At 45.1% G+C, this 24353-nt stretch carries 19 protein-coding genes; 8 read left to right on the top strand and 11 right to left on the bottom strand.

Annotation, left to right across the window (positions count from 1 at the left end; genetic code table 11):
* Positions 1-66: 66 nt before the first annotated feature.
* Positions 67-948 (bottom strand): AraC family transcriptional regulator, encoded by an 882-nt coding sequence (locus ABQ275_RS12400; RefSeq protein WP_349318628.1) that lies wholly within the window; start codon positions 946-948, stop codon positions 67-69.
* 244 nt (positions 949-1192) lie between these two features.
* On the opposite strand from ABQ275_RS12400, the gene ABQ275_RS12405 reads away from it, so the two are divergent.
* The 3 genes from ABQ275_RS12405 to ABQ275_RS12415 all read left to right on the top strand — a co-directional run bounded on the left by ABQ275_RS12405 (position 1193) and on the right by ABQ275_RS12415 (position 3351).
* Entirely contained in the window at positions 1193-1906 is a 714-nt protein-coding gene (locus ABQ275_RS12405; RefSeq protein ID WP_349318629.1) for an MBL fold metallo-hydrolase, read from the top strand.
* A 13-nt stretch (positions 1907-1919) separates the two neighbouring features.
* Positions 1920-3032 carry an amidohydrolase family protein gene (locus ABQ275_RS12410; protein WP_349318630.1) on the top strand — a complete coding sequence of 371 codons (1113 nt, stop codon included), beginning with the start codon at positions 1920-1922 and terminating at the stop codon, positions 3030-3032.
* Positions 3033-3138: 106 nt separating this feature from the next.
* Entirely contained in the window at positions 3139-3351 is a 213-nt protein-coding gene (locus tag ABQ275_RS12415) for a hypothetical protein (RefSeq protein ID WP_349318631.1), read from the top strand.
* Positions 3352-3456: 105 nt separating this feature from the next.
* On the opposite strand, the gene ABQ275_RS12420 is transcribed toward ABQ275_RS12415, so the two are convergent.
* Positions 3457-4086: a VTT domain-containing protein gene (locus ABQ275_RS12420; protein ID WP_349318632.1), complete on the bottom strand. Its 630-nt coding sequence runs from the start codon at positions 4084-4086 to the stop codon at positions 3457-3459.
* Between the two features lie 252 nt (positions 4087-4338).
* Between ABQ275_RS12420 and ABQ275_RS12425 the strand changes: the two genes are divergently transcribed.
* Positions 4339-4761, top strand: a complete 423-nt coding sequence (locus ABQ275_RS12425; protein WP_349318633.1) for a VOC family protein — start codon at positions 4339-4341, stop codon at positions 4759-4761.
* Positions 4762-4871: 110 nt separating this feature from the next.
* Here ABQ275_RS12425 and ABQ275_RS12430 read toward each other — a convergent pair whose 3' ends face one another.
* From ABQ275_RS12430 to ABQ275_RS12445, 4 genes are all read right to left on the bottom strand, one after another.
* The gene (locus ABQ275_RS12430; RefSeq protein WP_349318634.1) at positions 4872-6071 is read right to left on the bottom strand and encodes a glycoside hydrolase family 172 protein; all 1200 of its coding nucleotides are present in this window, start codon (positions 6069-6071) and stop codon (positions 4872-4874) included.
* Between the two features lie 515 nt (positions 6072-6586).
* Entirely contained in the window at positions 6587-7093 is a 507-nt protein-coding gene (locus ABQ275_RS12435; RefSeq protein ID WP_349318635.1) for a hypothetical protein, read from the bottom strand.
* Complete coding sequence (locus ABQ275_RS12440) at positions 7090-7563, bottom strand: hypothetical protein (protein WP_349318636.1); 474 nt, start codon at positions 7561-7563, stop codon at positions 7090-7092. Before ABQ275_RS12440 ends, ABQ275_RS12435 begins: the two co-directional genes overlap by 4 nt.
* A 75-nt stretch (positions 7564-7638) precedes the next feature.
* Entirely contained in the window at positions 7639-8532 is an 894-nt protein-coding gene (locus ABQ275_RS12445; protein ID WP_349318637.1) for an AraC family transcriptional regulator, read from the bottom strand.
* Between the two features lie 297 nt (positions 8533-8829).
* Here ABQ275_RS12445 and ABQ275_RS12450 point away from each other — a divergent pair, with 297 nt between their 5' ends.
* The 4 genes from ABQ275_RS12450 (at position 8830) to ABQ275_RS12465 (ending at position 16734) form a co-directional block, all read left to right on the top strand.
* A complete protein-coding gene (locus tag ABQ275_RS12450) occupies positions 8830-13056 on the top strand; it encodes a two-component regulator propeller domain-containing protein (protein ID WP_349318638.1) in 4227 nt (1408 codons plus the stop codon).
* 92 nt (positions 13057-13148) lie between these two features.
* The gene (locus ABQ275_RS12455; protein ID WP_349318639.1) at positions 13149-14813 is read left to right on the top strand and encodes a DUF5060 domain-containing protein; all 1665 of its coding nucleotides are present in this window, start codon (positions 13149-13151) and stop codon (positions 14811-14813) included.
* A 6-nt stretch (positions 14814-14819) separates the two neighbouring features.
* Positions 14820-16007: a glycosidase gene (locus ABQ275_RS12460; protein WP_349318640.1), complete on the top strand. Its 1188-nt coding sequence runs from the start codon at positions 14820-14822 to the stop codon at positions 16005-16007.
* A 58-nt stretch (positions 16008-16065) separates the two neighbouring features.
* On the top strand, positions 16066-16734 hold the full coding sequence (locus tag ABQ275_RS12465; RefSeq protein WP_349318641.1) for a hypothetical protein: 669 nt from the start codon (positions 16066-16068) through the stop codon (positions 16732-16734).
* On the opposite strand, the gene ABQ275_RS12470 is transcribed toward ABQ275_RS12465, so the two are convergent.
* Genes ABQ275_RS12470 through ABQ275_RS12490 form a run of 5 tightly spaced genes read right to left on the bottom strand, consistent with a single transcriptional unit; the run spans position 16731 to position 24205 of the window.
* Complete coding sequence (locus tag ABQ275_RS12470; protein ID WP_349318642.1) at positions 16731-17606, bottom strand: hypothetical protein; 876 nt, start codon at positions 17604-17606, stop codon at positions 16731-16733. The genes ABQ275_RS12465 and ABQ275_RS12470 overlap by 4 nt on opposite strands.
* A gap of 11 nt (positions 17607-17617) precedes the next feature.
* Positions 17618-18652, bottom strand: coding sequence for a glycosyl hydrolase (locus ABQ275_RS12475; protein WP_349318643.1), 1035 nt, complete (start codon positions 18650-18652; stop codon positions 17618-17620).
* Between the two features lie 12 nt (positions 18653-18664).
* Positions 18665-19588 (bottom strand): hypothetical protein, encoded by a 924-nt coding sequence (locus ABQ275_RS12480; RefSeq protein WP_349318644.1) that lies wholly within the window; start codon positions 19586-19588, stop codon positions 18665-18667.
* A gap of 12 nt (positions 19589-19600) precedes the next feature.
* A complete protein-coding gene (locus tag ABQ275_RS12485; protein WP_349318645.1) occupies positions 19601-21115 on the bottom strand; it encodes a RagB/SusD family nutrient uptake outer membrane protein in 1515 nt (504 codons plus the stop codon).
* A gap of 18 nt (positions 21116-21133) precedes the next feature.
* Positions 21134-24205, bottom strand: a complete 3072-nt coding sequence (locus tag ABQ275_RS12490) for a TonB-dependent receptor (RefSeq protein WP_349318646.1) — start codon at positions 24203-24205, stop codon at positions 21134-21136.
* Positions 24206-24353: the final 148 nt, after the last annotated feature.

The raw sequence follows: 24353 nt of genomic DNA on the forward strand, positions 1-24353 counted from the left end.
AAAAAAGGGTAAAGGTCTGCAATTTTATGTAATGGTTATTTATTATTCGCCGGATATCCGTCTCCGTTAGGAAAATGTTTTTACCTGTAGATAATTCCGTTTATAATTAACTGGTGTAAGGCCGGTTACCTTTTTAAATTGTCGGTAAAAATTGGAGATATTAAGAAATCCGCACTGACTGGAAATATGAGGAATGGACAATTTATCTTCTATCAAATGCTGGCATACATGGCTGATACGTACTTCCGTCAGGAAATCGTAATAGGTTTTATGCGTCATCAACTTGAAATAACGGCAAAAAGAGGTAACGGTAAGATTGCTGATAGCCGCTATTTCTTCCAGTGTAATGGCCTGTTTGAAATTTGATAATGTATAATTGTACACGGCGTTTAATCTATCCTTTTCCTGCTTGTCCGGCGGATGAAAAGAATAGGTGGCGCTGATAAAAGTATAATCTTCTGTTTCGGAGAGCAGGTTGAGAATGGAAAGCAGCATCACCACCTTTTCCAGTCTTTCCGCATTTACCATCTGGAACAGCAAACCGGAAAGCTTCTTATGTGTATCGCCATGAATAACCATTCCCTTCTTCGCTTTTTCAAAGAGCTTTAACAACAGGTGTGCTTCAGGCAGGAACAGGAAATCGCTTCCCATACAGTTTGGCAGAAACTGTAATACGATGGCCTCTACGCGCTTGTTGGACCCCTCCTCGAAATATTCTTCCTTACAATGCCAGGTATGTGGCATATTTTCACCCAGCAGGATCATCTCCCCTGCTGAAAAGTTGCTGATCTTATCTCCGGTAAAACGAACACCTTCTCCCCGGATAATATAATGTAACTCCAGTTCAGGATGATAATGCCATATAGTACCAAAGTTAGGTTCTACATCATGCCGTATGCTGAAAGAAGTCTGAATCGACTGTGGGACTTTATGAAAATGCGGTTTCATGGCTTGTGGGCAATAATATAGTTTTACTAAAAATAAGGTAAAAAAAATGATTCATCACCCTTCTGTGGGCAGAATAATATTCAGGAATAGTTTAGGAATCCAATTGATAATATAGTACAGAATAAAGCCAATGAAGGGCAATAATCACGTTCCTTTTTACTATATTTTAGCGTGCTTTTTTGAATGAAGCTTTAGCAGTTGTATTGTTGGAGCCATCATATATTTTAAAAACCGAATCAAGCGTATGCAGATTTTAAGAGGACTTTATCAAGTTGGCGGCGACATAAATGGTATTACTTTCGATGAGCCGGGAGCGTTATGGAACGATGCAAATTCTTATATACTGGAAACGCCGCAAGGCTTAATCATGTTTGATTCTGGCTGTGGCGATACCATGGAACAGATATTTGAAAACATGAAATATTGGGGATTGCAGCCCGGGCAAATCAAATATTGCATCCTTACCCATCCTCATTTAGACCATGCCGGCGGCGCACATATCCTGAAAAAAATGGGCGTTAAATTGCTGGCCATAGAAGAAACGGCCAATTCGGTCGCTTCCGGTGATGAGCGTTGTTGCGGCTATTTATACCATAAAATTTTTACGCCTGTAACCGTAGATGAAATACTGACTGACGGCCAAACCCTGCATTTACTGGGCGTGGAAATCGGGGTGATGCATCTGCCAGGTCATAGCATGGGCTGCACCGCCTATAATTTTATCCTGGACAATAAAAAGGTGGTGATCAGTGGCGACGTAATCGGTACTTTACTGGCAGGCGATTTTGGATGGGGCGGCTCCATTGATTTCAACAAAAAAATCTATATCGAATCGCTGCGGAAATTTGCGCGCGTTGATATGGATATAATGGTTCCCGGACACGGTATGATCTCTTTTCATAAACCACGGCGACGTGTAGAGGAAGTACTGAATGCAGCACTCATGCAATGGAGATAAACTACCCACAGCTATGCTTATTAAAAAACACAAATACCTGCTTTGTCCTCTGCTGCTGCTTATATGCAGCTGCGGCGGACAAACAACCAACCAGGAAACAACTGCCGACACGGCCACCTATTATACCACCGCTGATTATGCAGCTGTAAGGAAAATAGATGCACATGTGCATATCCGTACTACCGATACCACTTTAGTACATATAGCCAGGGAAGATAATTTCCGGCTGTTAACGATTGTAGTGGATGAAGAACCCGGAATGGAAGCGCAGGAACAATTTGCCATACAGCAAAAGACACAATTTCCTCAGTATGTATCGTTTGCCACTACTTTTTCTGTAGATGGCTGGAATAACCGTGACTGGAGCAGTAAAACCATTGACAAGCTGAAAATGTCCATAGACAAAGGAGCTATCGCCGTTAAGATCTACAAGAATATCGGTATGGACCTGAAGGATACGAAAGGACATTTTGTGATGATAGACAATCCCCGGTTTGATGAAGTGCTGGACTTTCTCACCAAAGCAGAAATCCCTGTAATCGGCCACCTGGGCGAGCCTAAAGATTGCTGGCTGCCACTTGATCAGATGCAGATGAATTCCAACAGGAAATATTATACCCGGCACCCGGAATATCATATGTTCGCTCATCCCGACCATCCATCTTATGAAGAACAGATGGCGGCGAGAGATCATATGCTGGAGAAACACCCCGGACTACGGTTTGTAGGCGCCCATTTGGGCAGCCTGGAGTGGAACACCGATACATTGGCTATGCACCTGGACAAGCTGCCTAATATGGCCGTAGATATGGCGGCAAGAATATCGGACCTGCAATTTCTTGCCATGAAGGATTGGCAGAAAGTACATGATTTCTTTATCCGCTACCAGGACCGGCTGCTATATGGCACCGACCGGATTACAGACGACAGCAAACCTTCAGCCGAAGCAGGCAAATTCATACACGAAGCCTGGCTGCGGGACTGGGCTTTTCTGGCTACCGGCGACACCCTGCATTCATCTTCATTTGAAGGAAAATTTACGGGGCTGAAACTACCCAAATCGGTCATAGACAAAATATACCGCAAGAATGCAGAAGCGTGGTTCAAGGGTTTGAACATACAGTAGTTTTATAGCCACGGTGACTGCTTTCATGGCAGCACACCATTCCACAATAGCGATATGAAAACGGTATGGCACAACACTTGCTACCTGTTTCATTAAATTATCTACTATGAAAATATTAGCTATTGTTCTGATTATTGCAGGTATTACCATGGTCATTATCCGTGGCTTTTCTGTTCAAACCCAGAAGAAAGTACTTGATGTTGGTCCGTTGGAAGTGAACAAAACAGAAAATAAATGGGTAGGCTGGCCTACATATGCAGGCGGCATAGTAGCTATAGTAGGCGTGGTGCTGCTCCTGGGCGCCAATAAAAAACGCTGAGATATACTCCTGATCAAAACAACATATACGTAGTTGTAAAACCTGTGCCGTGTACAGGTTTTACAACTGCGTAATTATTAAGTGCATTAATTTCATCACTCCTGTTTATTTACTGCTTTCTCCCCGTTCATTTCCACCGGTTGAACGTTTTCTGAATTCACGGAAAACTTTGATGGCAACCGGTAGTGTTACTGCAAACACAATCCCGATAACAACATATTTGAGATAAGGCTTTAAGAAGGGCATACTCCCTATCAGGTACCCCGCCATTGTAAAACTTACCACCCAAAACAGTGAGCCAATAAAAACATACAGCAAAAAGTGCCCGAATCTAAGTCTGAGGATACCGCCAACGATAGGACCAAATGTGCGGATAAGGGGAAGAAACAATCCAATAGACAAAGCTATACCTCCATACTTTTTATAAAATCCTTCCGCAGCCAACAGGTATTGTTTCTTAAAAAACCTTGAATCTTCCCGCCGGTACAGCAACGGGCCCGCTTTCCGACCGATCCAGTAACCAGTTAGATTACCCAGTACTGCTGCTAAAGTAGCTAAGCCGCAAACCGTAACCAACCCATCATCCAATAGTCCCGTAGCTACCAATACCCCTCCCATAAAAAGAAACCCTCCGCTGGGTAAGAAAAAGCAAAAGAACAATCCTGTTTGTCCATATACTACCAGAAATATAAGCAGTGATCCTCCCAGTTTGATCAACGATGCCGTATCGAACATGTACATGATTTTAAATTTATCCCGTCCGGGAAATAATCTAATGGTATGTCAAAAGTACTTTTTTTAAGTATTTCTTCCTCTGAGCCTGCTTCAGCCAACCGCTTTCAGACATGCAACAAATGTCGCATTTACCCCCTTTTCTTGTCGTTTTACCACCCTTGTAGTTGGGTATAGAACAAATACTTTTGTGACAGGCAGGCGTAAAATCTTATTCACTTCATACCTTTTTTATCATAAAATAAATCAATAACAATGGCGCAATTAAATCCTTATCTAAATTTTGATAACAATTGCCGCGAAGCAATGAATTTTTACCAGGCATGTTTAGGTGGGCAACTTGATCTACAAACCGTTGGCGAAATGCCGGCAATGGCGAAACAAATGCCCCCTGAAATGAAAGACCATATATTGCATTCATATTTAAAATCTGGTGATATCGTAATAATGGCTTCTGACCTGAGCAGAGAAAAAAGAATAGAAGGTAATACTGTACACCTTTGTATTAATTGTGAAGATGAAGATCAGATAAATTCCTTCTTTACAAAATTATCTGCTGGCGGTAAAATAACAGAACCATTAACAGATATGCCCTGGGGCGCAAAGTATGGGGCACTCACCGATAAATATGGCAAGCATTGGGTATTTAACTATCGGAAAGAAGAAGGGAAAGTGTAGGTGTTATTCAGGGCAACAATATGATAATTTGCGGGGAGGGTTTATGTGCTTTGATATGGCGAAAGTCCGACCCTATGGGTCGGACTACTGCTACTGTCGATGATAGCCATCTATGGAACTTCCGGTGTAATACCTTCCAGACGTTCTGCCAACGGGGCTAATGCAGGCAGGTTACTTTCCGGTTTGTCGAGATAGAAATATGCGGTGGAAGAATAATTATCCAGCCGGTAAAAATTTACCCATCCATCAGGGAATTTTTCATCTGAGAGATTTGGAAAAGAGGGTTGTTCCAGTATTTTCACCAACGCGGCAGGTGTTGATACCGTAACAGGTTTCAGGCGAGCGCCCTTGCCCACCACTTCTCTTACCTGGTCTCTTGCGCCGCCGCCAATCTGTTGTATAGTTACCCGGCAACCACTGTGAAAATAAACTGGGTCGGGAATATGATAACGATAAAAAGCATAGGCTCTCGTTGGTCCGTCTGCAATCAGGCAGCCCTGGTATAAATGGGCAAAGGTGCCCTGGCTCCAGCCTGTACCGATGTAGTCTTCTGTTCCCGTACCAGCCAGCGTAGGATATTGCGTATCACCATCCAGGTACATTTTTACCTCTCCTTCGCCAAACCAGGTATTGCCATACGTTTTATCTGCTATTACTCCCATATTGCTGCCGAGGTAACGGCCTTTACCAGTAACAGCCGGCAGCATTTCAAAATCATCTCCCAGCTTTGTATGTTTGTTACTGTTCCAGTAAGCGTGGAAATATAGTAAGTCCTTTTGTGGCTTTTTCTGTGCCGTAAGATTTATCTCATAAAACAACGATGCTGTTTTTGAGGATTCATTTACCAATACAATCCGTGCCTTCTTATTAAAAGGCATAGGAATGTTGCAGTTAAATGATCTGCCTTCCGGATCGGAAAACAAGGCACATTGAAAGGGTGTTTTTAGTCCTAATCCAATACCAAAGAAATCGCCCAAAGGTGCAGATACCGCGGGCTTTGTAGCACCTTCCCAATACATATCAATACGAATGGACCTTAAAACTTCCGGCTTTCTTTCCGAGATAGTTAACCAGATCCTGTTAATGACCCCGGCACCCTGGTAGTCCATCAGCGTTACACTGGCTCCTGCTTTCAAGGTATCGCAGGGATGACCCTTTGCACCTTTGTTTTCTATACCCGCTATACCTTTGCCACCGGAACTGTTTTCAAAGGTGATCCAGCGGGTATCAGCATCCGCAGGGAACTTGTACAACTCCTGCGCCATCAAACCAACAGGCAGGAGGATCAGGATCATCAGTATTCTTTTCATGTGATAAACATTATTACCAGCTGGCTTCAATACCATCTGGGATTGGGGAAATAGTGTCTTTCTGACAATATATATAATTAGCAGCAAATTATCATAGGGTGGGGATATATTTCAGGACCAAATGCGGATGCTTTACTGGCATAATAACAATAGCCGGGGTTTTAACCCAGGCTATTGCGCTGGAAGCTCGTTAATTATTATACCAGTAAAGCATCTGAATTTCTTGGTCGGCTCCTATCATGCAGGAAGCCCGTTAATTATTATAGTAGTAAAGCATTTGGGGTCGGTCCACTGTATAGCTACCTATTGCGATGTTATACGCCTGTTTTTACTACTCATTACTTTTTTGCATATCTTCTACGAACTGTTTTGATTCTGAACAGTACATTGATCATATATAAAACTATTTCAAAAAAGTTCAACATAATTATCAATTTATGAACATCTATTCTGAATGGGATTTTAAAAAGTCTGATAAATCAACAATGATCACTTATATAGCCTGATTTACATCATCAAAGTTTTATTGTTTTAAGAACATTTTTCTTTTCCTTCTTCCTTAAATCACTACTTGTATTTATATAATAGGCTCTCTCTTTTTCCGCCAGCATGAACCAGTTTAATGCTGGTATAGTATTTCTGGAATGCAATTCCAGCCTAATAAACAACTCATCATTGGGGGATTCCTTTCTATGAATGATACGGCTTAAACGAGTTTCATCAAGACTTATTTCCTGTGCAAATTCCTTTTGTTTTTTGCGAATTATTTGAATATAAGAGGAAAGAAAGTAACCAAAATGCAGCTCTTCCTGGTATAGTAAAGCACCAGTTACACTTTCCATTTGATATTTCAGCTGTAATAGCTGATCTCTTAATTGTTCCTGCGTACTCCTCTTATTCCATCTTTCTATACGTAGCGCCAACAATTCTTTATCTGCTGCTGCCTTTTCTTCTTCAGAAAGACCATGAGGAAATATATTTGCCTCCGCAAGCTCCTTATCGGTATGTTTTATCGTTTTCATTTACTATCGTTTTCAAGGTATTCAGTAATAAGTGTAAATGAAGCATCGCCGTCAATTGCAAGATGCTTTCCTTGCGGGAAGAAGTTATACTTTGCAATATAATGCGCTATTAATTCCGTTTTAGGTACCAGTGAAACGAATCCACCAAATCCCCTCTTAAAAGCCAGCTTACAAGCAAAAGCAATCAAGCAGCCAGCAATTCTATCATATACTTTAGCACTACCTATATTTTCCCTGGCAGATTCCAACAATCTAATCTCGAGCCGAAGTTCGGGTGCTATAGTTAGTAAAGACATTAATCCTTGAATACTATTATCTCCGGTAACCGTAATCTTATAAACTTCATACTGTTCCTCCTTTTCCCAATCAAAATCGAACCTTTTCTTTAAGGTACCTGTCCATTCACCTTTCTGAAGGAGAGAAACGCTGGCTTCCTGGTATTTACCAGCAGCTATATGTAATACTCTCATAAATAAAGTTACCGAAATTTATGTAAAAAATCAATTAATTTATGAATTTAATCAATTTAATACATAACACCTCCCCTACACCACCACCCTTTGCCGGTTAAAAGTCCCCTTAAACTCTTTTGGCGTGCATCCTTTCCTTCTTTTAAAAAGCTTATTAAAGTTCGCCATGTTATTGAACCCACACTTATACGCAATTTCTGCAATAGACTGCTGCGTGGATATCAGCATCCGGGTAACATGACCAAACCGGATTTCCGTAAGATTTTCCGTAAACGTATAGCCGGTATGCGTTTTAATAAACCGACTAAAAGCTGCTTCCGACATATTGGCGATGCGGGCAATTTCTGTAAGGGTAATGGGTGAACCATATTTACGGTTCATATAATCAAACGCCTTTTCCAACCGCCCGCTGTCATAGCTGATGATCTCTTTGCAAAAAGAGGGGTCTGACAGGTACCGGGTGTTCCGGGCAATAGACAGGTCATGTAATAAAGATAACAGCTGTAGAAAAGAGTCGAAACCATTTTTCTTTTCCAGTGCAATGATAGCTGGCGCGATGGCCTTTATGGTTTCCTCATCGAAGAGGATGCCCCGTTTGGCGTTATCGAACAGTTTCCGGATAGGTAATAACTGGTTTTTATCCAGGAAGCCCTGGGAAAACAGTTCCCGGTTAAACTGGATGGTTACTTCCAGGATCTCTTTATCCGCCAGGCCCTGTGTAAACCAGCCATGCGGCAAATTAGACCCAACCAGGACCAGCTCCGCATCTGTAATGTCGCCCATGTGATCACCGATGATCCGCTGCGTGCCCGCGCCACCCAGGATCAGGTTCAGTTCCATTTCTTCATGGCTATGCAAAGGAAAAGTAAACTCTTTCTTCCTGCGGGAGAAAATAGAAAAACAATCATTGGCTGTCAGCGGAGTAATTTCCCGCATCACTTTCTTGAACAGGTAGCTTTCGTTTAACATGGAATTTCTGTTTTAAACAATAACATGGAAATAATACGGCCGTTTCCAATATTATGATTACCCCTCATTTCCAACTTGCTCCACAGTCCCGTTTTCTTGAAAACCAGCCAATAAACCTTGTTGTACAGTGCAGAATTCTTGAACTATGGTTCAGAGAAAAATCATGGACCAATAGATATTTACATCTCAATAAAATACATATAACATATATAATAAATACTAAATCACAGATGATCACAACAGGATATTTAAATACATTTGATCAGATCATTAAAAAATTCAGGCCGTCATTCCATCATGTTATTTAAAACTCTCCGGACAATTGTACTGGTGTTAATGGTGTCTGCTGCCAGCGCACAAACCACGAATTATAATTTTTACAACCATTCCACGGATAATGGTCTGCTGACAAACGACTATCAGAAGATTATTCACGACTCTTACGGTTTCATCTGGCTGGCATCCTTCGACGGACTATTCCGCTGGGACGGATATTCTATTAAAAAATACGGACACCAGGAAAAGGATAGTCTCAGTTTAAATAATAACATCGTTTATTCCATTTTTGAAGACAGCCACCGGCGGTTATGGGTAGGCACCATCGATGGACTGAACCTGTACGACCGCTCACGGGATGTTTTTGAAAGAATGCCCATCAACGGACAAAAGAATAAAACACCCATCAATGCCATCATAGAAGATGCGCAGCAACAACTCTGGCTCGGCACCTCCAATGGCCTTTGCCGCTACGATGCCGCGAAAAGGAAGGGCGACTGGTTCCTGGCGCAGGGCGATGAAAACGTTATCTTCTGCATGGCTGCGGGCCCCGATAACAATATATGGGCAGGCACCTTCAATAAAGGAGTGCTTAAATTCAATACCCGCACCCACTCCTTTCGTTCTTTCCGGAATTCACCTGATAATCCTAACGCCCTCCCCAGTAATAAAATTCAGAGCATCCTGCTCGATAAAGCACAACGCGTATGGATAGGTACAGAAGATAAAGGTGTTGGCGTACTCGATAGCCTGGGAAACCTGCTCGGCGCCTTCGACAACCTTTCCCATAGTCCCCGCTTCACACACAGCAATATCCGCTGCATCTACCAGGATGCCGATGAAAATATATGGATAGGCGTTGGCCGGGAAGACCTCTGCCTGGTAAATAAAGGCACGTTTACACCCATGCCCGTATCCAGTCAGGCGCAAAACAACGGGCATGACCGGGTGAATTCCATTACATCTATCACCGAAGACCAGTTTGGAAATATATGGTTTGCCTCCGCAGGCTATGGCATTTTTACTACCAACAGTAAAAAAAATGTATTCAGTAATTACCTGACCAGCAACAATGACATCCCCGGTTTACGTACCACCGTTGTGACTTCTTTTTATGAAGATATACAACACCGTTTGTGGATAGGTACCGCCGGCAGCGGTGTTGTACTATATGACCCTGCAAAACCCAATCATGCTTTGCAGGCCGGCCCCCTCTTCGGTTCCATGGCCGTAAATGATGTAAAAGGTGACCGCGCCGGCCACATCTGGGTAGCCACCTGGGCAGAAGGGCTGAAAGAATATGATCCGGCTACCGGTCAAACACACAGCTACCTGCACGATCCCCTCAATGCCAATTCCCTCATCAATAACGATGTAAAAACCATCCTGCCGGACGACAGCGTTCTATGGATCGGCACGCACGGCGAAGGACTCGTAGCCTACCAACTGAACAACCGGCAGTTTATCCATTATAAAAATAATACGGTCTATCCTTTTAATATGCAGGAACCTGCCTGGGTAAACCATCTTTTTAAAGACAGCCGGAAAAGAATATGGATCAGCACTTACAGCGGACTATTTATCTATAATGGTAAAACCCTGCAACACTATGAACATAGCGACAACCCCGCCAGTATTAACGGCAATTCCGTGAATATGGTGGCGGAAGATCAGCAGGGCCGCATATGGGTAGTCACCGAACAGGGGCTGGACAGGTTTGACGAAACTTCACAGTCGTTCACCCACCTGAACAAACAACTCCCCCTGCCAGAGTCCATGAAATCAATCATCTGCGATGCAGAAAATAAATTATGGATCAGCACCAACGAAGGACTGATATCACTGGACCCTGCCACCCTGCAAACACACCGCTATGATAAAAACGATGGACTCTACGAAAAAACATTCTTCCAGAAGGCAGCTTTAAAAGGTGATGACGGTACCTTGTACTTTGGCGGCCCCAAAGGATTCAGCGGGTTTAACCCCGCACGCATTACTCCTGTCAACACGCCGGTATATTTCTACTTCACCGACCTGTATATCTTTGGGGAACTGCAACAACCGGGTGCGCCGAAGTCGCCGCTACAAAAAATACTGGGACTCACCGATACACTAACACTCACGCAGAAACAGTCCTACTTTTCTATCGGGTTTGCGGCTATTAACCTCTACGCCCCTCCGAAAATAAAATACAGCTACCGGCTGGAAGGTTATTATGATGAGTGGATAGATGTGATCGATGAGCGCAAAATATCTTTCGCACACCTGCAACCCGGCACCTACCGGCTACAGGTACGCTATACCGATACCTACGGCGCCTGGCAACCTCCAGGCAGGGCCCTTACCATCATTATCCAGCCATACTGGTGGCAAACCTGGTGGTTTAAAACCGGGCTGGCCATGATCATCATCCTGGGCATAACCACCATCTTCTATCAACGGATTGCTACCGTAAAAAAACGCAACCAGCAACTGAAAGAAGAAGTGCGGCGACAAACCGCCCGGTTGCAGGAAACCAATAATTCCCTCGTGGAGCAGAATGATGAGATCACCATGCAAAAAGAAAAACTGGAAGTCTCCTATTCTGAAATAGTGCGGCAAACAGATAAAATTCTTGTCCAACAACAACAGATCTCCAACCAGAACCAGGAACTGGAAAAAGCCGTGGAAGAACTGGAAAAAGTAAATAAATCAAAAGATTATTTTTTCTCTGTACTGGCGCATGACCTGAAAAACCCGGTGGTGGCCTTAAAAGAGCTCTCCGGGTTTATGGAAGCGCAGCTGGGCAAAACAGATACCCGCACCCTGCAACAGTACGTAGCCAATATGCACGCGTCCTCATCGGCCGTGTTTGACCTGCTGGTAAACCTGTTAAGCTGGTCCATGTCGCAATCCCAACGCATGGACTACGCCCCCGTTGACGCCAACGTGGCGGCGATTGTTCAGAATAACCTGAAGCTGTTATCCCCGCAGATCACGAATAAAAATATTGCGGTTACCCAGCAGCTGGATGAACAGCACTGGATCTATGCTGACCAGCAGATGGTGGATGTAGTGATCCGCAACATCCTTTCCAATAGCGTAAAATTTACCGGCTACAATGGCGCAATCACGATCACGTCAACGACTACACCGGAAAATATTATGCTTCGTATATCCGATACCGGTATCGGTATGACACAGGAACAGCTGGATGAATTATTTCACATTAATAAATCATCCGTACAAACCGGTACTGCCGGTGAGAAAGGAACAGGACTGGGTTTACTGATCGTAAAGGATTTCCTGGAAGTAAATCATGCATCCATTACCGTTAGTAGTGAACCCGGAAAGGGTTCCATCTTCACCCTCACGTTTCCTATTTCCAATAACCCGCCCGTTGCTTTACCGGTAGCCGAAGAAAGTGGTAGCAATGCGCTTACAGCAGAGTTCTGGCAGGCGTTGCCTACCGAAACCTACCTGAAAATTAAAGGTAAAAAAATACTGATTGTAGAAGACAGTAAGGAAATGCGCGACTATCTGCGCCTGTTATTATCTGATGTATTTGAAATATTTGAAGCAGAAAACGGGGAGCAAGGGCTTTCACTGGCATTGGAAGAATTACCTGCGATCATCGTCACCGATCTGCTCATGCCCGGCATGAACGGATTACAGTTCTGTAAATCCATAAAATCACAAACCGTTACCAGTCATATCCCGGTCATTATCCTCACCAGCCAATGGGAAACAGGTATGCAGGCAAGCGGCTACGAAGCGGGCGCAGAAGCCTATCTCACCAAACCCATTAAAAAAGAAGTGCTCCTGCAAGTACTACTCAATTTCCTGCAAAAACAGGACACCATTTACCAACGCGTGAGGGATCAGATCTTCAATGATACACCGCTGCCGGCAGACAGCCACATGATCAGTGATATGGATCAGCAGTTCCTGCATGACCTCATTCATTTTATAGAAGCCAATATGTCCAATGCAGAACTGGATGCAAAGCTGATCAGCAAAGCATTGTGCGTGAGCCGCACCGTGTTGTACAATAAAGTAAAATCACTCGCCGGTCAAACCGTTCATGAATTCATCAAAGCTATTCGTCTGCGCAAAGGCGTGCAACTGCTGCTGGAAGGTAATCTTACGATTAACCAGGTAGCTTTTGAAGTAGGATTTAACAGCCACTCCTATTTCGATAAATGCTTTATCAAACAATATGGCGTAGGCCCCAAAGAATTTATTGCACGAAAAAAAGCAGTACGGTAATCACTTCCGGATAACATTAACATTCATCAAAAAAGCATCGAAAGCCCCTTCGATGCTTTTCTACATTTGTCTTATTCAACAATCAACGACAAATGAAACTTACCGCAAGGTTATTGCTGCTTTGTTCCCTGCTGGCTGTTTACAGCCATTCATGGGCTGACCCGGTTATTCACTCCGTTAAAAAGCTAAACAATACCATTACACAATTTGAAAGATCAGCCTGGGAGATTACCCTTACAGCCGCTTACACGAATCCCTACAATCAAAAACAGGTAAGCCTGGATATGCTGCTGGTATCCCCCACCGGAAAACCACTGCTCCTGCCCTGTTACTTCGATAACGGCACCTGGAAAGCCCGCTTCACTCCGCAGGAAGCCGGTATCTATCAATATACTTTTCGTTTAACCGACAGCAGTGCAGTGACCACTACAGTAAATACCCGATTCACCGTGCAACCCGGTACCGGCAAAGGTTTCCTGCATAAAAATGATCTGTGGACTTTTCGTTTTGATAATGGTGAATTATTCCGCGGCATCGGTGAAAATGTAGCGTGGGAGTCCCGCAGCTTTGAAGATGATAAATGGACTTACGACTACCTGCTGCCATCACTGGCCCGCAACGGTGCCAATTTCTTCCGCACCTGGATGTGCTACTGGAACCTGCCGCTGGAATGGAAAAAGCCACATGGTACCAAACGTTATCAATCTTCCGACGCCTACTTCAATCCCGGCGCTATCAAAAGAATGGATGAACTGGTGGATATGTGCGATTCCCTCGGATTATATTTTATGCTTTCCATCGACTGGCACGGTCATCTCATGCAGGGCGGTGGCTGGAACAACAGCAACTACAACCAGAAAAATGGCGGCCCCGCAAAAGATCCGGCAGACTTCTTCACCATGCAGGCCGCACAGGAGCAGTATAAAAACAAGCTTCGCTACATCGTAGCCAGGTGGGGTTACAGTCCCAGCATTGCAGTGTGGGAATTTTTTAATGAAGTAGATAATGCCGCCTTCACACCACAGGACAGCATCATCATTCCACTGGGCACCATTGCGCAATGGCATCTTGAAATGAGCCGCTACCTGAAAGATATTGATCCCTATCAGCACCTGGTCAGCACCAGCGTTTCACACCGGGATATCATCGGTTTAAACAGCATTCCATACATCGATTTCAATCAGAAACATATCTATAAACACACGGAAAAAATACCGGGCATCTACCCCGATTATATACAGACCTATAACAAACCATACGTAGTTGGCGAGTTCGGTTTCCGTTGGGAAGACCAGGACGTGAAATACGCCAAAGAAGCAAACTACGACTATAAAAGAGGTTTGTGGTACGGGATGTTCAGCCCTACACCCATACTACCTATGTCGTGGTGGTGGGAGATGTTTGACAATGAAAAAATGACGCCCTACTTCAGAAGTGTAAGAATGATCAGCGACCGCATGCTGCGCGATGGGCAGGGCAATTTCGAAAAAATAACCGTGAGCGCCGGTACACTCGAAGCTTATGCGCTGAAATGCGGTGACAGTTATTATGTGTACCTGCTCAATCATAACGACAGTACACAAACAAGCAGTATCCGCTTGTCGCTACCCGCCAACTACCGGTTGCAGCAGTTTTCCCCGGCAACCCATTCCATGGAAAACAAAACTTTTGCTGTTGCTGATAATGATATCAGGATACCGGGATTTGCATTGGCAGGAAAACAGGAAACCATTTTAATTTTTTCAAAAGATAAATAAGTCAATATGTCCTTTACTGAAAGACTGACAGCATTACAACAGGCACATGAACGATTGCTTAACCGTCCTAACCGGAAAGAAGAAACCGGCAACGGTATTTTCTCTCGCTATGAATACCCGGTACTCACCGCAGAGCATACACCCCTGTGCTGGCGCTACGACCTGGACCCCGCCACCAATCCGTTCCTGATGGTACGTTTTGGTATCAATGCCGTTTTCAATGCCGGTGCTGTGAAGTTCAATGATAAATATGTACTGGTAGCCAGGGTGGAAGGCTGGGACAGGAAATCATTTTTTGCCATCGCAGAAAGTGACAACGGTACCAGTGGGTTTGCTTTCCGTCCGTTCCCGCTGCATATCGGCGAAACCACCCAGCCGGATACCAATGTGTATGATATGCGGATCACCGCGCATGAAGACGGATGGCTATACGGACTTTTCTGTACCGAACGCCGGGACCCCGCTGCCACAGCGGGTGACCAGACTGCTGCCATTGCGCAATGTGGTATTGTGCGTACCCGCAACCTGGAGCAGTGGGAACGTCTTCCCGACCTGAAAACTACGGCCGCGCAACAACGAAATGTAGTATTGCATCCCGAATATGTACAAGGAAAATATATGCTCTACACCAGGCCACAGGATAGTTTTATTGAAGCAGGGAAAGGTGGTGGTATCGGCGTGGGCTTTTGCAGTAGTATGGAAAATGCCGTAATAGACCAGGAGCAGGTGATTGACAACAAAGTATATCACACCATTGCAGAAGCCAAAAATGGCCAGGGACCTGCGCCCATCAAAACTCCGCAGGGCTGGCTGCACCTGGCGCATGGCGTTCGCAATACTGCTGCCGGTTTGCGTTATACCCTTTATTTATTCATGACAGACCTGCAAGATCCAGCCAAAGTGATTTACAAACCAGCCGGTTATTTTATGGCGCCGGAAGGCAGCGAAAGAGTGGGCGACGTATCCAATGTAGTATTCGCCAATGGCTGGATTGCTGACGACAACGGACAGGTATTTATTTATTATGCTTCCAGTGATACCCGCGTACATGTAGCTACTTCCAGTATTGATCAGCTGGTAGACTATTGCATACACACTGCCGCAGACGGTTACCGCTCTGCTGCTTCCGTTGAAACATTATCTAAACTGATCCAAAAAAACCAGGCTTTCTCTTTGTCTGAAACCGTGAAGTAACGCGTAGTGCACAAAGCCTTTTCATATCGTTTTTTATTACACCCTCAATAAATATGTTATGAAAACACGCACAATTGCTTCCGCCTGTGCCCTGCTGATCTTCGTGGGCACCGGTTGTAAAAAAGATGTTGCTTCCAACGGAGAAGCAACCAACACTATTGCACGCGCTGCAGTACCTCAAAGCGCCTTTAGTCTATGGGGTACCTGCAACGGTGTTCCTTACAACATTTCCGGCTCCAATGGAATCTGCGTACCGGTAGGCAACTGCAGCACGGACATTGATGCTGCGCAGCAAAACGGCGGACAAACCGCCACCGGGTTACAGTTTTATGGTTGTTTTAAAGGTGGCAGCAATGCCTACAGCAGCGCCAGCGAGCAGGCAGTATTCCTGGCCGACAATGTATCACAGTGGAATGGCAATGAAATGGGATTTGTAAAAACGCTGAACGATAATGTCCTGAAAGGATATCTCCAGGGAGGCGGGCAATACAAGTATCAAACCATTTCCGTAAACGACAACGGCTACCACACTTTTAAATGCCAGGCGAAAAGCAGTAACACGCACCAGGTAGATTTCTACGTGGATGGCAACTACCAATTTACCCTTACCAACAACAGCGGCAGCTACTACAACAACTGGTTTTATTTTGTAGGTACCAACCACTGGTATGGTGGCTCCAGCCCTACTGGTCAGCAGATTGAAATGTACAGCATGACGACTTTCTAGTGCCCCTTCCTTTGTAGAAATCTTGCAGTGAAGCCAATGCTGAGCTGCAAGATTTTTTGTTCCGCTCCGTTGAACTGTGTTTCTTTTATTGCTCCCGTATTCAAATATAATTTTTCCACACCCCTTCCCGTAGTTCGGTAAGTATATGCGCAGGAAACGTACAAAGCTCTATAACCCAGTTGCAGGGAAGGTTCCAGCGTATAGCCATTTGCGTTGTGTGCAAAGCTTAATGGGTGGTTAAATTGTGGGATTAAGTTCCAGTTGGCCGTAGCCAGATATTTTAACTGGTAATAGCGAATACCGGGCTTAACAAAAAGATTTGACGTAATATATTTTTTTAGGGAGATGCCTGTCATGATTCCTTTCCAGGTAACGGTATAGGTAGAACGAAGATCAGCCGGCGCAAACGCATCTGCCGGCAGGAGATACAACGTTTCCCTGCTAAAGGTGTACCCCGGATAAAACGTGAGACTGCTATTCCCGCCCAGCGGAAGCGTGTAGCCTGCACTGACTGCCAGCAGCGTATGATTACCCTTGTTACTGTTAAATGTGCCGTGATAGGCGATGTTATGCCTGTTATCTTCCTTATAATCTGTATCAGTGGCTTCTCCTGCGATCGTATAATTTTCAGCAAGCTGGATGCTCACATCGAAGCGTTTCATAAAATGCCAACTGGCGGTAATGCCAAGGCCTGCACGCTGTATATTGTTCCAGCGCAATTCGGAGTATACATTGGGGTTAGTGCCTGCGTTGTTGCCGGCAATGGACCATTGAAAGTTACTGGTACTGAAAGTCGGTGCAACACTCACGGATAAACGATGCTGCGCCTGCACAGGAAGTAAATATCCCCATACAAGCGCAGCACTCATCATTCTTTTAAAATTTATTTCCATCCAGGCATCTTATCCAGTGTAATGATATTATCTGCTGAATATAGATTATTGATTTCTGCGGTTGAATTTTTGGAGAAGGTCAGTTCAGACCATCCCATAAAAAACACCCAGCGTGACTGATTCCTCAATTCCGCTGCGGTAGGCAACCGCTGGCACTCCCCTATGGCCATAGGTTTGCCGGCAGCGGCTTTTACCATTGCTTCATATTTAGATTGGGAATAACCGCTTCCGTCATCATAAATGTCCAGTGCTACCATATCAAAATATGCTGCACCCGGATTATAGCCGCTTACATCGTTGGCCAGTGAAGGGAAGTCCTGGATATCCCATACCCAGATCAGGTTGGAGAGTCCTTTTGTTTTGGTCATGTAGTCGCGCATGAGCTGCCATAATTTACGGGTGCCATCAGGACCGGAGCGGCCGCCCCACCAGAATACGCCCTGGTTCATTTCATGGAGCGGGCGCCAAAGCACTTCCACGCCTTTATCTTCCAGCTGTTGCAGGTACACGCATACTTCATCCATCATCACTTTCCATTTGCCGTTGAGGACAGTGCCGTCTGTACACAGTTCTGTCCACTGCTCATTGGTAAGACGGCTTTGTACACCTTTGCCATCATCCCAGCCACAGGGTTGTGTATTGGCCGGGTTGCAGGCATGCCACATCAGGTTGATCACGGCGCCTTTGTTCCACTGCCGTACGGCTTCATCTATCATGATCTGCCGGTTGTTGATGTTATCTGCCTGGAACAGGAAGTCACCGCTCCACAAGGCCGGGTATTTGCCGGTCGTATTTTTTATTTCTTCCGTCCACCGGGCGGGAGTAGCATTGGGTTCCCGGTTATGGATACCGGACAACGTTTTTTTGCCCGAAATACTATACAGGTAATCCAGTGTTTTGAACCCGGTATTGATGACAGTATCTTTTTTCTCCGGCGGCGTTGTAGTGGTGTTATTACTTTTACTACACGCCGCCATACTGAGTACAGCGGAAAATAATAAGGTATAAAAACTCATCTGCTTCATATTAATTTTAAATTACGGGTTCTTTTTTACTTCAATCCAGTATCTCCGGGGATTTTTGACGAACTTGTCATAATCTGAATAAATATTTCCCCAGTCATCTACCCCGCTTAAAGTAAAGTCGAAAGCGTTATCGGTAATTGTTTTTGATTGACCATTTCCCAGGTCAATGGTTTTTGCACCGGTAAAAATGGCACTGCTCCTTTTACCTTCGGGGCTGATAAATGTTACGGTATTATTGGCGTAATCCCTTTCCCAGGTGCTCACTCCTTTGGGGATAGTTCTGTAAAAACCATTTACATCGGTGAGCGGGTTGTTAAAGATAAAATTCGCGTAGGCCCCATCCGCTCCGGCTTTGTTATCTACCGTACCGGTAGTTTTTCCATCGGGTGTGATACCGGTATATTCAAAGGTAAGTGTGTTATCCAGTTCCTTTTCCGGACCATCGTTGGCGGGCCATACCCAGGGTTTGTCGGTGAGCTTCATCACAGCGCCTCCGCCATATTCCGGACCCGTACCGCCATATAACGATAACGCCTGTACGGAGTAAGTGCCCAGCAGGGTTTCGGTAAAGGGAATAATCTCTACAGTCCATTCGCGGGTATCGCCTGCTTCGGAAGTGATGGTATATTTGTATTGGTTGTTGCTTGCGGTAAAATCCAGTGGCTGATCACTACCGGGGCTTACCCCGGCTTTGTAGGAAGTCTGGATCTCTGCCACCACCTTACTCAGGTCTGTATTGGGTTGTACCAGCACCTTCACGGATGCTTTTGCGGCGGCCCTGTCAATAGCAGCCGGACCTACCTGTATGAGTCCACCACCTAGTGTAATAGCCTCTATAGCCCGCTCATGGCTTTGTATGCCTTCAAAAGGATCTTTGGTGCATCCGCTGAAAACCAAAGTGGCGGCAACAGCTATAAAAGAAAGTATATATCTCATGTAAAATCTTATTTATTGCATTAAGGGATTGGTATCTATTTCGCGTTGCGGAATCGGGAAAAAATAAGCACCGCTGGTAATGGTTTTACCATATTGCTGCACCAGCACTTTTTCTATGCTGTTGGTTCTCCGCAGATCAAACAAACGATCGCCTTCAAAGGCCATTTCCAGGCAGCGTTCTTTGATCACGGCATCGCGGAAAGCCTGCACACCCAATGAGGGATTCAGGTCACCGATACCGGCCCTGTTGCGCACCTTATTCACAGCGGCATAACCATCCGTTGTCGGGCCGCTGGCTTCAGCCAGCACCAGCAGGATATCGGAATACCGGATGATCGGTGAATTGGCGCTGGACGCATCACCGATGCGGGCAGGATCAATAAACTTACGCGAAAAAGGACGGGAGCTGCTGTTGATGTCCAGCTGATAAGTATTGCCACCATTGGTATACTGCGATACGATGAGCTGCGATTTGCGTTTATCGGCATTGGCAAAGTTGGCATAAAATCCGGCTTCGGTGCGGAAGTGTCCCCAACCCTGACCTATATTGGTAGGCGCACTGGCGGGGTCCAGGGCATCATACAAAATAGTCATAGGCCGGTCTGCCGGCAGGAACATATTCGGCAATTTGGAGAAGCTGCCTTCGCGGTCGCCGCTACGATCTACTGCGGCATCAAAGATGTGTTCTGTAACAGCCGCTTTCTTGTAGATATCAATGTTATAAATATCCGGAAGACTGTTTGTAAAATTAAACGTGGTTTGTTCGTTGATCACTTTACCGGCGTACAATTTCGCCTGTGTATACATTTCATCTGCATTGGCAACAAATTCATAACCGGGTGCGCCGGATACTTTCGCTGAAGCCAGGTATAGGTATACCTTTGCCAGCAAACCCTGTACAGCAGGCTTGTTAGCACGACCTTCGCTGATCCGTTCTTTGGTAATAAGTCCTTCCGCTGCTTTCAGGTCGCTGATAACCTGGTCATACACATCACTGATGGAAGACAATGCTATAGGTATCTGCGAAGCGTTTTCAATGGTGGTAGTCCGCAGTGGTACTTTACCAAACATACGTACCAGGTTGAAGAAATGCAGGGCCCTTAAAAAATGGGCTTCACCGGTGATCTGATTGCGTTCCGTTTCGTCCATACCGGGAATGCCAGGCACATTGCTGATAACGGCATTTGCACGGGCTACACCGCGGTACATATAGGTCCAGATATTATCCAGGTCTGAGTTGGTGGAAGTAGTTCTCCATTCATCCAGTTCCAGGTTACCTACGCCCGCATCGCCTTTCTGAGAAAGGATTTCAGTAGGCAGTTCTGTAACGATGTAATATCCTCTTGAATAATATCCTACTTCCGGTAATATAGCGTAAGCATAGATAATAGCCGACCGGGCATCATCTGCTGTTTTATAAAAAGTTTTGGAGTTGATCATACCGTATGGCTGTTCCTCCATTTTAGAACAACCACTGCACAGGGCTATACTGATCAGTGCTGTTAATGTATATTTTCTGAATATCATGACTGTTTTTTTGGCGGATTAAAAAATAACGTTTAAACCGAGAGACACTGCGCGGGGCCGTGGATAAGCACCGTTATTAATACCGCTTTCCCCCACTTCCGGATCAAAGCCTTTATTGAATCCGGTGAATGTGTACAGGTTGTTGGCCGACAAATAGAGGCGCAGGCTTTTGATATATTTTATTGTTTCCGGGCTCAGGTTGTAACCAATGGTTACATTCTGAATGCGCAGGAAAGAGCCGTCTGTCATGTAAAAATCAGAAGCACGGTAACCGCGGGTAGCATTGGCCCGTGGATATTCGTTACTGGGGTTATCAGGTGTCCAGCGTTGCAGTTGCCGGCTGGGCGTCATTTTCTGAAAATCCCATACATCACCACCCTGTACACCATATAGCTGGAGTGACAAATCAAATTGTTTGTATTTCAGGTTTGTATTAAAACTGTAGAAGAAATCAGGATTTGGATTACCGATGATGGTACGGTCGTATGAATCGATGATACCATCGGGCTCACCAGCCGGCCCTGAAATATCGAGGTATTTAATTTCGCCGGGTTGTGCATCTACGCCAGTCAGCCCTGTTTTAATACCTTCATCCAGTGTTTGTATGATACCATCTGTTTTATAACCATAGAATGCAAACATAGGCTGATCAACAGTATAGGTACTGATCTGTTGTCTTACAGATTCATATAAAGTACCTATCATCACCTGGTTACTTTCACCCATCGACAGTACTTTGTTGCGGTTCTTGGTGAAGAGTCCACCTACGCTCCAGTTCAGATCGCGGGAGTTGATGATATTGGCATTCAGTCCCAGTTCTATCCCGCGGTTTTCAATCTCTCCATCGTTGATCCACTGGCGGTCGTAACCGGCACTTGGCGCAATGGTTTTCAGGCGTAGCAGGTTATTGGTGTGTTTGATATAATAATCTGCCGTAAAAGTAAGCCGTTGGTTAAAGAAGCCTATATCCACACCCACGTCGAGGGATTTGGTGGTTTCCCATTTCAGTGCATTGTTACCCAAGCCAGCTACAATGGTTCTGCCCTGTTCATCATTGGCGCCTGCCAAACCAGGACCAAAACCGGTTTCAAAAACAGACCCCGTATAGTATTTATTGGAACCATAGCGATCCAGTGTCTGATATGGACTGATACCCTGGTTACCGGTATAACCATAGCTACCACGGAATTTCAGTTCAGAAAATAATCCGAGGTTGCGGATAAAATCTTCTTCACCTGCTTTCCAGGCCAATGCACCGGAGGGGAAGAATGCCCATTTATTATCCGATCCAAACTTGGTGGAACCATCTGCACGTGCAGTGATAGTAAGGAGGTAACGGTCTTTGTAGGCGTAGTTACCACGGCCATACCAGGAGGATAAATTAAACCGTTGCAGATCGTTTGAGATGAGCATGGTACCTGCAGTAGCGAGGTTTTCATTGGTAAGCACATCGTTCACAAAATTCTGACCGGTCAGGTTACTGAAGCGGTTTTCAGATTTCTGAAAAGAATAACCGGCTACCAGTGAAGCGCGGTGATCTTTGCCAAAATCTTTGGTGGCTGTGAAATAATTTTCTGTAAGCAGGTCCGTATAATTTGCATTGGCGATAGCACCGTAGCTGCCTTTATTATCCAGGGCGCGCTGCGTGCTGTTTTTCGGATCATACAGGTCCTGTACACTGTTACCGAATTTAGAATTCAGCTGGGTATGAAATTGCAGCCAGGGCAGGATTTTTATATTGAGATAAATATTACCGAGGATATCTGTTGTTTTGGATTTATTCAGCAGCTGGTTGGCCAATGCCACCGGATTTCCAAAATCGGTGTTGCTGGTCCGGAAGAAGCTGCCGGTAGAATCATATACCGGGAAGATCCGGGAGCGGCCTACGCCGAGCTGTTGTCCCTGGTTGTTCGTATAGGCCAGTATTACATTGGTACCGGCAGTAATGGCCTTACTTAATTGTTGTTCCAGGTTAAGCCGGGAAGTATATTTTTTATACCCGTTTTTTATCACCATTCCTTGTTCATCATAATAATTTCCGGAGATCGCATACCTGGTTTTTTCATTACCGCCATCGGCAGTCAGCGTATAATTTTGCGACAGCGGGTTGCGGTAAACTTCGTTTACCCAATCGGTATTAAACGGCCACTTAGGTTTGTTGGGGTCCAGTCCGCGTAATTCTGCAATAGAAGGAAAATACACCATTCCGTTGCCTACCGGGCGGGAGATGCCGATATAAGGTACATCGGTGGCGATAGCGCCGCCGGTGATGGCAGCTTCATTCGCATAGGTAGCATCTTCTACCGGATCGCGCCAGATATCGGGTTTGTTGGCCCGGAAAGAAACGGTTTGCAGGGTACTGAAAGTGATCCTGGCCTGCCCTTTTTTTCCTTTGCGGGTAGTGATCACAATTACGCCGTTGGCGCCGCGGGAGCCATAAATGGCAGCAGAGGAAGCATCTTTCAACACTTCAATAGATTCAATATCATCCGGGTTGATTTGTTTCAGGTTACCGGCATCTCCCCAGGGATAGCCATCTACTACGAGCAACGGATCTTTGGAGCCGTTGAGAGAGCTGGCACCGCGGATGCGGATGGTGGCGCCTGCGCCGGGTTGTCCGCCGGAAGTGGTTACCTGTACCCCGGCAATTTTGCCTTGCAGCAACTGATCTACTGAAGAAGCAGTGGTCCTGTTCAGGTCACTGCCTTTGATAGTAGCCACAGAACCGGTCAGGTCACTTTTCTTCACCGTACCATATCCTATCACCACCACATTATTCAGGTTACCCGGAGATGGTTGTAAATTGATAGAGAAGGAAGTCTGGCTACCAAGAGCTATTTCTTTCTTCAACATTCCAAGATAAGTGATAACGAGCGTATGGGCTTCTGGTGGCGCATTCAGGGTAAACTTACCATTTGCATCACTAATAGTGGCAACTTTTGTATCCTTCAGCGCAACAGAAGCGCCGGCAAGGGGGTTTGCCTGATCATCGTACACGCTTCCTGTAATCTTTTTCTGTTGCGCATTGGCAACGAAGGCATGGAGGAATAAAGTAAGGAGCATAATACAGCATGCAATGAAATTTTTCATACAGCATTTTGGTTTTTAAAAACGTAGAATAATATAGACAAATGTAACTTACAAGGTAAGGCGGTTTTGGTGCTATTTTATTCGTTTATAATGCTGAGATGATGAGGCGCTATGCGGTATGGGTAAGTGGATTGGGGCTACAAGAAAA

The sequence above is a fragment of the Chitinophaga sp. MM2321 genome (assembly GCF_964033635.1).
In the GTDB taxonomy this organism is placed as follows: Bacteria; Bacteroidota; Bacteroidia; order Chitinophagales; family Chitinophagaceae; genus Chitinophaga.